The organism is Saccharothrix stipae (assembly GCF_054781895.1).
In genome coordinates this window covers 24,939-36,047 of sequence record NZ_BAAGTN010000021.1, presented here as the reverse complement: position 1 = coordinate 36,047, position 11,109 = coordinate 24,939, and the positions used below count along the sequence as shown (strand labels likewise).

Below are 11,109 nucleotides of genomic sequence, written 5' to 3'. Positions count from 1 at the left end.
GGTCATCGCGACCGCCGAGTTGTGCAGCAGCTTGTAGGTCACGTTGATGCCCGCCGCGACCGCCGCGCGCACCGCGAGGCTGCCCGAGTGCGTGAACGTCCCGTCGCCGATGTTCTGGACGAAGTGCCGCGACTCGAGGAACGGCGCGATGCCGATCCACTGCGTGCCCTCGCCGCCCATCTGGGTCACGCCGACCACGGACCCGACCGGTGCTGGAAACGTTGCTGATCGACGTCGTGGTTCGGCTCGGCCGGAAGATCAACGCGCCCGGTGCGCCCGACGCTGTGCTTGCCGAGAATATTTGATCGGTGGTTGGCTGTGGCAGTGGGTGTAGTGGTCGGGCGTTGGTAATGCCTTGGTGTGGTCGGTGGGTGTTGTAGAAGTGCTCGTACTCGTGCAGGGCGTGGAGTAGGTGCTGTTGGTTCCAGATGAGGGTGTGGTCGAGGAGTTCGCGTCGGCAGGTCCGGATGCAGCGTTCCATGATCGCGTTCATCCGCGGGACGCGGACGCCGCTGAGGACGACCTGGATGCCCGCGTCGGTGAGGATGTCGTCGAATCGGGCGGGATACTTGCCGTCCCGGTCGCGGATCAGGAACCGTGCGGGGCTGCCCGCATCGTCGAGGTCCATGACGAGGTTCCTGGCGGCTTGGGCGACCCAGGCTGCGGTCGGGTGCGCAGTGGCGCCGAGGACCCTGATCCGGCGGCTGGTGTGCTCGATCACCGCGAGCACGTATAGCCGGGCGCCGCTCAAGGTGAGGGTCTCGAAGAGGTCGCAGGCCAGCAGGAGGCCGGCCTGCGAGCGAAGGAAGATCGACCAGGTCGTAGAGGCCCGCTCAGGTGCTGGGTCGATTCCGGCGTCCTGGAGGATCTGCCACACCGTGGATGCGGCGACCTTGATGCCGAGCACGAGGAGTTCACCGTGGATGCGGCGGTAGCCCCAGATGGAATTCTCCCGCGCCAGGCGCAGCACCAGAAGCCGGATCGAGCGGACGGTCCGCGGACGGCCCCGCCGCTTGGGGCGGGACTCGACTGCGTGGCGGTGGGCGAGGAGGTTCCGGTGCTAGCGCAGGACCGTCTCCGGGCGCATCAGCAGTCGGAGTCGACGGAGGGCGTCGATCGGGAGTCTGTGCAGCAGTGCCGCAAGGAAGGCCCGGTCACCGGGGGAGAACCGTGGACGGATGTTGGCCAGTTGCCGTTCCAGGACGGTGATCTGGTGCCGCAGCGCCAGGATCTCCACTTCCTTGTCCCGGTCGGTCATGGGCAGCAGGCGCAGTAGCGCGAACGCGTTGGTCACGCCCAGATAAGCCAGTCGGAGCAGCACGACCGACCATCATGCCGCGTCGATCGATGTCGCCGCAGACCACGGCCACATCGATCATCCTCTCGAGCACTTGTGCCGGGCACGCCTTCAACCTGCGTGGATAGGGTTTTCGGCAGGCACAGGGTCGACGTCCGGTGCACGGCGGGCAGCCGACGGACACCGCCACGAGCATGGCGGGTGGGCGCCGGGTCTGAGCAGGCCGTCGGCGACGGCGAGTTGGAAGAACATGCGCACCGCCCGCACCGCCGATTCTCCCGTATGTCTGCCCTTGCGTTCGTTCGACCGCACCTGTGCCCGTCGGGTCGCCCGTTGTCGGAACGTTGGTCCGTCCGGGTGGGAACACGTCGACCGCCGTCACAGCCTCCGGCGCGGGTCGTCCCGTAGGTGTCCCGTCGGTCGGATGCGAAAGGTGTCACGGTGGTGGCGTCACGATCGGAAGATCCGGATTTGCTCGGTGCATGGCTGCGGACTACGGGACCTATGGTGCGCCGCAAACGGTTGGAGGATCCCTTCGTCCATCATGGACTGCGTTGGCGTTCTACGGAAGGATGTCCACCTCGGAGTATCAGGATCGGCGGACGTCTCGGTTGTGGCAGCGGGAGGTTGCGGAGCGTCTGGTGGCGGGGCACGGTGTGATCGTCGCCGAGTACTTCGAGGCCGGGTGCACCCGGCTCAAGGAGTGGGCGGATCGGCCGAAGGCATCCCGGTTGTTGGCCGCGCTCGCCGATCCGGATCGCGGGTTCGACGCGATCGTGGTGGGGGAGTACGAGCGGGGTTTCGACAGGGCAGACCCCGGGGGTCAGCGGGGTACGGCCGCGTCCACGCCGCGAGGCTCACGGCCAGTGCAGCCAAGGAGATCAGCAGTGCCGCCCAGTCCACGGCTTTCGCCCGGAAACCCTCGCGAGGGGCACGGGGCTGCGTTTCCGGGGTGTCGGACGGTCGAGCGGGTGCGTGTGCGGGACCATCCGGTCGTGGTCGCATGCGATGGCTCAGCGGCTTCCGGTGCACGGGGGCACAATAGTGGGATCGAGCCGGTTCGATGCGGTCTGCGTTGGTCACGGCAGGCTGATCGCGGGTCCGGGTCGACGGACGCCGCGCGGGAGTCACTCTTCGCCATCGGAACCGCCCTGCACTCGCACGCCTGGTGGCGCCTTGAACTCGGTGGTGACGACGGCGAGACTACAAAGGGTGCTTGACCTTGCCCCCGGGGCAAGGTTCGAGGATCAACGGTATGAACGAGACCGCGCAGATCAGCAAGCAGGTCGCCACCTTCTGCGGGACCACCGGGGTGCCTGGGTTTCTCGCTGGCATCTACCACGGCGGAGAGCAGCCCGCCGACGTGCGACTTCACCGCTATTCACCTGATCGTCTTGTCCGCGCGACGGCAAGTGGGTGGTGCACTCAGCGTCATAGCGGCACGCGAGGTCGATCGGAGGGCCGTCACGCACCACCGTCCGAAGGGCTGAATTCCTTGTGCACCAATGGCATCACCTCCGTGCCGAGCAGCTCGATCACGTCCATGACCAGCCGCCGGGAACCGACGATCATCGCCGCAGAGGACAAGCGCAGTGTTACTCCGAGGGTGGCGAATGAATCTCGTCGATACGCCGAACGTGCTGTTGGGCGGCCTCCGCCTCCTGAACGCGACCGAGGTCCCGCAGGACCAGGACGAGGTTTTTCCAGGTGGGGCGGAGGCTGGGGTGCTCAGGCCCGTAGTTGGCCTGGTCGATGGCGATGGCGCGGCGCAGCGGTCGCACCGCTTCACCGGGACGTCCGAGATCTCGCAGAACCCGTCCGAGGTTGTTCAGGCGGGTGGCGACTTCGGAGTGCTCGGGGCCACGGAGCTTCTCGCTCATCCCCAGCGCGCGGGTGATCAGCGACAGCGCCTCATCGAGGCGCCCGATGTCGCGCATCACCAATCCGAGGGTGTTCAAATCGCGGGAAACGGCGGGGTGTTCCGAACCGTACGCGGCTTCGTTGATCCGGAGCGCACGTTCGATGAGGGGACGTGCCTCGGGTGCGCGTTCGAGGTCACGCATCACTGCAGCGAGGTTGCCCAGCGCGACGGCGACGGCGGGGTGGTCGGGGCCGTACGTGGCCTCGTCGATCCGGAGTGCGCGTTCGAGCAGTGGTAATGCCTCTTCGGAGTGCCCAAGGCCTTGGAGGACGAGTGCGAGGTTGCCGGCGCATGCCGCGACATCGGGGTGATCCTCTCCCCTCGCGGCTTCACTGATCCGCAACGCGCGTTCGTGCAGGTGGCGCGCTTCGGGGAGGTGCCCCAAGTCCTGCAGGACGGTCGCGAGGTTGGTCGCGCAGGCCGCGACGTCCGGGTGGTCGTCCTCATGGAGGGTCTCGGTGATGGCGAGTGCCCGTTCGAGGTGGGCTCGGGCGTCGGCGTGGTGTCCGAGGTCGGACAGGACCATGCCGAGCTCGCTCGCGACGACGGCGACGTCGGGGTGGTCGTGCCCGTGTGCTTTCTCGATGATCGTGAGTGCCCGTTTGAGGACGGAGTGCGCCTCGGTGGAGCGCCCGAGAGTCCGCAGGTTCCGGGACAGGTGATTGAGGCCCGGGACGAGGTCGGGGTGATCAGGGCTGTGCGCGGCTTCGTCGATCGCGACCGCGCGGTCGAGCAGCGGCTGTGCCTCCAAGGGGCGGCCCGTGGCCCTGAAGTAGACCGCCGTCTGGTAAAGGAGCCACGAGGTCCGCTCGGGTGCGAGGACGTGAAGCCGGTGCTCGTGGTGCAGCACCGTCAGTACGTGTGGCAGGAGTTCCCGCCAGATCGGCCACGCGCGGGGCTCTCTCATCAGGTCTGCCGGAAGGGCACCCCGCAGCAGTGCGGCCACGTGGCGCAGGAGGTGGTCGTGTCCCGCGTCGGTCCTCGCCGTGCGGTTCTGCACGGCGAGTTGGAGCAAGCGGTGCACCACGAGGTCGCCGTCGTCGCGTTTCAGCAGGGAGTAGTCCGTGAGCGCACCGACGACGTGGCTCAGGGCTGCGGAGTCGGACACGGCCGCGTTCAGTGGCGCGGGCAGAAGCGTCGCGTCAAAGGCGACGAGATTCAGCGGGATCGCGTCGGGCGCGAGGTAGGCGCAGAGCGCGAGCAGTTGTGCGGCTGCGGGGTGGTGCCTGTCGAGGTGGTCCAAGCTCACGGTCCACAGCTTGTCCAACGACCGGTCGGCCGTTCGGCGTTGGCCGTCCTCCCCCTTGTCGACCACCCTGTCCGGACTTGTGCGTAACAGGTTCAGGTACTCGTCAGGCGGTATGTGGGAACGCGTGATGTAGGCAGCGGCCTGCTCCAGTCCCAGCGGCAGGTCGCCCAGCAGTTCGGCGAGTTCGTCCGCCTGCGCCCGCGACAGCGACGGCGCGCGGCGCGCCAGCAGCCCGGTCGATTCCCGTCGGGACAGGGTGTCCAGCTCGATGACCCCGCCGATCGCGTCGAACCCACCGCGCTGGGTCGTCACCAGCACGTGCCCCGAGTCAGACGGTAGGTACGGGTGCAGGTCCGTGGCTGCCTCGGCGTTGTCGAACACCAGGAGCCATCGCCGCAGGGTGCGCAGGTGCGACAACAGCGACTGAACCGCCTCGTCGGTATCCTCGGGAAGACTCATTCCCATCGCCCTGCCGAGCGAACGCAACTGATCCGGGATCAGAGCCGGGACGTCTGCGGAGACCCACCACACGACGTCGTACCGTCTGCTGTTGCGGTGGCAGTACTCCATCGCCAGCTGCGTTTTGCCGACACCGCCCATGCCCCTGATCGTGTGCACCGCCACGCGCGAGCGCTTCCGCAGCAGCCGGTTGACCCGAGCCAAGTCCACGGCTCGACCCGTGAAGTGGGGATTGGCACCGGGCACGTTCCACGCCGACGCCCGTCCACCGCCTTGCCCCTCCGTCGCCCGTGCCCGGTAGGTCACGCCGACCATGACCACCAACACCGCGAGCAACACGGGCCAGACCACCCATGGACGGCCCAACCACGACGGCAGATGCTCACTTGCCGCGTTGACTACCAACCCCGTGACGAATACCAAGGCGGTCTCGACCAGCACGATCCGCGTCCGGCGAGCCCTCATCCCCGGCTCCTCAGAGCGCCACCAAGGCGATACAGGCACACTCGACCGCCGCACCGGCGCGGAGACGCGGGGGACAACTCCATACCGAACCCATCGTCCGCAGGCGATCACGTGTGACGGTGCGGCCGTGCGATGACGATCACACCATCGGTCGGTGGGCGGCACTGGCGAGGTGTTGTTCAGCGGACAAGTCGTCGGCGAAAGTCTTCCACCTCGTTCTCGCGGCCCAGGGCGTCCAAGAGGTGGGCGATGATGACGTCGAGGTACTGCCGGGTCTGGGTGTGCAGGTCGGCGGGGTAGTCCGCCGTTTCCAGCAGCGCGATCGCCTCTTCGGCCAGTGCGACTCCGCGGTCGAGATCGCTGCCACTGGACGCCCTCACCGACGCGGCTTCGGTGAGGCTTCTGACCAGGGGGACGACGTAGGTGGCAAAGCTGCCGTTCGCAAGGCGCCGATAGACAGCTGCGGATTCGTCGAACGACGTGATCGCATCACCGGAGCGGTCACACAATTCCAGGGCGAACCCGTGGCTGGCCAGGACCATGGCGAGGGTAGGCAAGTGGACAGCCGGGTCGCGCTCCGCGAGCTGCCGGTACCTGTCGAGAGCTTCCTCGATGAAGGCGAGCATTTCCGTTCCCCGCTTCAGGACCATCAGCTGTAGTCCGTGGTTGACCAGGGCGAGCGCTACATCAGGGGCGAACACAGCCGGGTGGTTGTCGGCCAAGGCCCGGTATATGGTCAATGCCTCCGCGGAGGCGACGAGAGCTTCCTCAGCCCGGCTCAAGGCGGAAAGTCGGATCGCGTAGTTGTGTAGCGCCCTGGCGAGATCCGGTCGGTGCGCGGCCGGGTTGCGCTTGGCCAAGGTGCGGTAGTGGGCAAGGCACATCTCGATGATGCGCAGCGCGTCCTCCGATCGCCCAATCCCAGCCAGGCGGAGCGCGTAGTTGTTCAACACCATCGCGAGGTCGGCGCGATGGGCCGCCGGGTTGACCTCGCTCAACTCTCGGCGGATGTCCACCGCTTCTTCGGTCGGCGCCAGTGCCTCCGACGGGCGACCTACTTCCGCGAGCCGAGTGCCGAAGTTGGCCAACGCGGTGGCCAACTCGGGCAGGTGCGCCGGTCTGTCGGCGGCGATCAGGTCCCGATAGATCTCCACGGCTTCCCGGGTCGGGGGCAGTGCCTCGGCGTACCGACCCTGTTGCGACAACAACAGGCCTTGATTGATCAACCTGTTGGCGAGGTTCGGCCGGTGCGTCTCGGGATCGGTGTCGACCAGATCGCGCTGGATGTCGACAGCTTCCCCGGCCAACAGGACGGCTTCAGCTCCGCGTCCGTGTTGTGCCAGCTGCCCCGCGTGGACGTCCAAGGCTGTCGCGAGGTGCGGCAGATGGTTGGCGTCGACAGCGGCCAGGGTCCGGTAGGCGTCAACGGCCCTCGCCGCGTGTTCGAGTGCTTTCCGTGGTCGACCCAGTTGCTCGGACCAGACCGCACAGTTGTTCGACGCCTGACCTATGCCGAGCAGCCTGGCCGGGTGGGACACATCGAGACCTTCGTACAACTTGAGGGCCGTCTTGGCACGGACCAGGGCGGCGGCGTGACGGCCGGCGTTGGAGAGGCGTTTGGCGAGGGTGACCTGAAGGTGGGCGCGTTCGGCGGGGTCGATGGTCTTCGACAGGTGGTGGTCAACGCGAACGGTCTCCAGCCGGGCGATGCCCGCGTCCAGGTCGGTGTGCCTGCCCGGCGGGAGAACCCCGTGAATCGCGTCCAGCATCGCGATGGGGAGGTCGGGCAGGGTGGCCAGGCGTTCCAGGGTGGCGTTGCCCGCGATGAGGGCGAGGCGAGGGTGGGCAGTAATCGTGGGTGTGAGGGCTGTGCCGACCAGGTGGGGCCAGCGGTGGGCCGCCTCCACCAACCCGACCAGGGTCTCCCGAGCCCAGGTCGGTGGACTTCCGGACTCGTCGGCCGGAGCAAGAAGACCGGAGATGGCGGTCAGAGACCAGGGACTGTCGTACTGCTCGGTGTGATCGTGTCCGGGGACCGACAGCGCTAGGAAGTCCTCGGCGAGTCGGTCGGGGTATAGCGATTCCAACACCGTGCTTCGATCTCGCGGCGGATACGGGACGGCGTGATCGACCAGCAGTGAGCGTGCGGTGTCCGGGTTCGTGGTGACCCGAGCGGTAAGCAGGGCGGTGACTCCGACATCCTCACGGCAAGCCCGCACGAGCGTGGCCACGAGCACCATTCGCGCCATCGCAGTCGAATCGGCCGTGATGACCCGGTTGCGATGAAGCGCGGCCCATTGGCTCCGCTCACGGTCGAGCAGGTAGGTGGACAGTTCCGCAGCGTCTGTCGGTGGCCGCACGCCACGGCGTTGCGCGTCGACCGCTACGAGCGCCGCCATCTGTACACTCAGCATCAGCCCGAATCCTTCACCGTCGAGGTCCGCGGGGACAGGCACCGAGTCGGGGTCGACCCCGAGCCTGGCGGCGAAGTGCTGTCGCGCCGCAGCGAACACCTCCTGCCGGTCGACCGCGGGAGGCAGGTCGGACAACGGTTGGGAACCGCAGACATAGCCCAGGCCGTACAGTTCGTGACGCATGTCGGCCCACCAGGCACCTGCCGTGCGTGCGATCAGCAACACGCGCAGTCGATCCCCGTGGGCTTCGTTCAGATCGCCGAGCAGCCGGAGAAGATCGTCGGTCGGCCATCGTTCGGCGTAATCCACCACCACCAGAGTCGGTTGTCCCGTCTGCAGCGAGTCCTGGTCATAAGCCGTTCTGCCCGAGTGCCGCCGGACCGCTTGACGCGCCGCCCAGCCTGCGGCTGCGCTTTCGGCTGCGAAGTGCTGGGCGAGCCGGGTCTTGCCCTGTCCACCGCGCCCGTGCAAGACGCAGACCGCTCGCCCGATCACCCTGTCCCGCCACTCCCGCAGCTTGGCCAACTCGGCAGCGCGCCCGGTGAACCCCACCACGGCACGACGGGCCAACAGCAACTCGCTGAGCTGCCGCACCTCGCCGAACGGTTGCTGCTCGTCCGACTCGTTCGCGAGCCGCGTCAGCCGGAACGGAGCCGAGGTGTCACTCACCACTATCTGGCCGACATTGCCCGCCTGGATCACGGGTCCATAGACGGTTCCGTCGAATTCGTTCCGGTTTCCCGCAGATCTGCGGAACCGCTTTGCCCAACCCGTCAAGCCCACGGCTCACTATGACGCACTTTCGGGCCCACAAGAGGCTTCTTTATCAGAACGCGCTGGGCGAGGGGACGGCCAAGCATGGTCAACCGTCCAGATGAATGCCTCCCACCAGCCCGTACGTCGAGCCCGGCGGTATCCCAACGACGTCACCGACACCCAGTGGGCCGAACTGCGCGGTAAGCGGCGGCGGGTCGGACAGGTCCGGCGCGAGCGTGGATGATCGCCGAGGCATCATTGCATCATGGACTGGGCGAGCTGGGCGAAACGATTCCGCAGATCTGCGGACAACCTGAACGAAGTCAGCGGAACCGTAATCCAGGCCGGTGAAATCGGCCAGGTGGTGGTCGTCCATCAGACCGATGCCGTGGCCACCCAACGGACCAATGCCTCGGCGCCGTTCCGGCTGGCGCGGCTCGCGAACGAGTCGGACAAGCATCACCATCCCGACGAGCTGCGGCAACTCAGCGAGTTACTGCTCGCCCGTTACGCCGTGGTGGATTTCACCGGACGCGCTGCCGAGTTGGCCAATCTCCGGGAGTGGCGGGACGAGACCGATGGGCGCACAGTCCGCGTGCTGCACGGGCGCGGTGGACAGGGCAAGACCCGGCTCGCTCAGCGCTTCGCGGCCGAGAGTGCGTCCGCGGGGTGGGCGGTACGCCAGGCGGTACGGCAGCGGCCGGGAGACAGGGCCGACGGCGCGGCCCCGGTCCCGACGGTGTGCTTGCCGAAAATGTCGTCCGTGCAGTTCAGGCGGCTTGGTGGTACTCGTTGAGGATGCCGCCCAGTCGTTGCCGTCGGCGGATGTCGAGTCGGGTGTTCGTCGCTTGATCGGTGACGGCTGGTGGCAGCGTGCGCAGTGGTCGGGCATTGCAGATGCCTTGGTGAGGACGGTGGGTGTTGTAGAACGTCTCGTACTCGCGCAGGGCGTGGAGTAGGTGCTGCTGGTTCCAGATGAGGGTGCGGTCGAGGAGTTCGCGTCGGCAGCTGCGGATCCAGCGTTCCATGATCGAGTTCATCCGCGGGATCCGGACGCCGCTGAAGACGGTCTGGATGCCGGCGTCGGTGAGGACGGCGTCGAACAGGGCGGGGTACTTGCCGTCGCGGTCGCGGATCAGGAACCGCGCGGAACTACCCGCGTCCTCGAGGTCCATGACGAGGTTCCTGGCGGCTTGGGCGACCCAGGAGGCGGTCGGGTACGCGGTGGCACCGAGCACGTGGATCCGGCGGCTGGCGTGCTCGATCACCGCGAGCACGAACAGGCGGGTACCGCTCAGGGTGGTGGTCTCGAAGAAGTCGCAGGCCAGGAGCGCGTCGGCTTGGGAGCGGAGGAAGGTCGACCAGGTCGTCGAGGTGCGCTCGGGAGCGGGGTTGATGCCGGTGTCCTGGAGGATCTGCCAGACGGTGGAGGCGGCGACCTTGATGCCGAGTACGAGGAGTTCGCCGTGGATGCGGCGGTAGCCCCAGGTCGGATTCTCTCGTGCCAGGCGCAGCACCAGGAGGCGGATCGAGCGGATGGTCCGTGGTCGGCCGGGACGCTTGGGTCGGGATCTGGCTGCGTGGCGGTGGGCGAGGAGGTCTCGGTGCCACCGGAGCACCGTCTCCGGGCGCACCAGTAGTCGGAGTCGACGAAGCGCTTGCATCGGGAGTCGGTGCAGCAGGGCCGCGAGGAAGGCCCGGTCGGCGGGAGAGAACCGTGGTCGGGCGTCTCCGAGTTGGCGTTGCAGGACCATGATCTGGTGGCGCAGCGCCAGGATCTCCACGTCCTTGTCCCCGTCGCTCATGGGCAGCAGGCGCAGCAACGCGAACGCGTTGGTCACACCGAGGTAGGCCAGTCGGAGTAGCACGGTCGGTCATCATGCCGTGTCAGCCGAGGACGCTGCGGACCTGCAGTCGTACTCACGAGCACCTCCGCCCCTCACGCTACGCACGGCTTCAACCTGCATGGATGGAGTTATCGGCAGGCACAGGGTGGTGTGGGCGTTGATCCGCAGCATGTCGCCGTCACTCAGGGGGCCGTCTCCGGCGTGCCAGTCTTCCACGGGGCTGTTGCGCCACGCGCTGTTGACCAGGCCGACGGCGGCCAGGTCCAGCACGGCGCCGACGTGGTCGGGGTCGATGCCGACCTGGTGACGCAGCATCGCCTCCACCAGGTTCTCCTCCTGCCCGGCGGTGAGTTCACCTTGCCTTGCGGCACCCTCGTCCGTGCTCATGCAGACGCCCTTCACCGACTCCGGCTCCGCTGCCAGGGCCGCGTAGGAGTGGTCGAACACGACCCGGACGGCCGTCTCGTCGTCCCCGACAACCGCGAGCCGGTCGAGCCGGCCGTCCGCAGCGAGTTCCGCGACGTGCGAACGGGATCACCGGGAACAGGCGGAGCACCAGCGTGGCGGCCAGGCCGTTGCGCGCGAACACCGTGTCGAGGCATCTCAGCGTCCCAGAACATCGACGCCCACAACCGGCAGGTCGGCCCCGTCGTCGCGGGTCCGATGTGCCAAGGCCACGGTCGAGGTGCCGCCGGAATGTC

At 67.5% G+C, this 11,109-nt stretch carries 6 protein-coding genes and 2 pseudogenes; 1 reads left to right on the top strand and 7 read right to left on the bottom strand.

The annotated features are described in order from the left end of the window. Nucleotides 1-45: 45 nt before the first annotated feature. The 5 genes and pseudogenes from ACYVLT_RS34820 to ACYVLT_RS34800 form a co-directional block, all read right to left on the bottom strand. Nucleotides 46-180 (bottom strand): annotated as a pseudogene (locus ACYVLT_RS34820) (hypothetical protein); the annotation flags it as partial. Nucleotides 181-394: 214 nt separating this feature from the next. Continuing rightward, nucleotides 395-481 (bottom strand): annotated as a pseudogene (locus ACYVLT_RS34815) (hypothetical protein); the annotation flags it as partial. 579 nt (nucleotides 482-1,060) lie between these two features. Further along, nucleotides 1,061-1,321 (bottom strand): hypothetical protein, encoded by a 261-nt coding sequence (locus tag ACYVLT_RS34810; RefSeq protein ID WP_461124418.1) that lies wholly within the window; start codon nucleotides 1,319-1,321, stop codon nucleotides 1,061-1,063. A 1,571-nt stretch (nucleotides 1,322-2,892) separates the two neighbouring features. Then, nucleotides 2,893-5,391 (bottom strand): FxSxx-COOH system tetratricopeptide repeat protein, encoded by a 2,499-nt coding sequence (fxsT, locus tag ACYVLT_RS34805; RefSeq protein WP_461124417.1) that lies wholly within the window; start codon nucleotides 5,389-5,391, stop codon nucleotides 2,893-2,895. Nucleotides 5,392-5,570: 179 nt separating this feature from the next. Continuing rightward, nucleotides 5,571-8,507: a tetratricopeptide repeat protein gene (locus ACYVLT_RS34800; RefSeq protein WP_461124416.1), complete on the bottom strand. Its 2,937-nt coding sequence runs from the start codon at nucleotides 8,505-8,507 to the stop codon at nucleotides 5,571-5,573. A 319-nt stretch (nucleotides 8,508-8,826) separates the two neighbouring features. Here ACYVLT_RS34800 and ACYVLT_RS34795 point away from each other — a divergent pair, with 319 nt between their 5' ends. After that, a complete protein-coding gene (locus ACYVLT_RS34795) occupies nucleotides 8,827-9,357 on the top strand; it encodes a hypothetical protein (RefSeq protein WP_461124415.1) in 531 nt (176 codons plus the stop codon). Here the strand turns inward: ACYVLT_RS34795 and ACYVLT_RS34790 are convergent. Beyond that, on the bottom strand, nucleotides 9,332-10,429 hold the full coding sequence (locus ACYVLT_RS34790; protein ID WP_461124414.1) for an integrase core domain-containing protein: 1,098 nt from the start codon (nucleotides 10,427-10,429) through the stop codon (nucleotides 9,332-9,334). The genes ACYVLT_RS34795 and ACYVLT_RS34790 overlap by 26 nt on opposite strands. Nucleotides 10,430-10,438: 9 nt before the next feature. Continuing rightward, complete coding sequence (locus ACYVLT_RS34785; RefSeq protein WP_461124413.1) at nucleotides 10,439-10,855, bottom strand: hypothetical protein; 417 nt, start codon at nucleotides 10,853-10,855, stop codon at nucleotides 10,439-10,441. Nucleotides 10,856-11,109: the final 254 nt, after the last annotated feature.

Bases quoted from the DNA above. Each gene is read 5' to 3' on its own strand.
- fxsT (WP_461124417.1), bottom strand. From the start codon at position 5,391: ATGAGGGCTCGCCGGACGCGGATCGTGCTGGTCGAGACCGCCTTGGTA.
- ACYVLT_RS34795 (WP_461124415.1), top strand. From the start codon at position 8,827: ATGGACTGGGCGAGCTGGGCGAAACGATTCCGCAGATCTGCGGACAAC.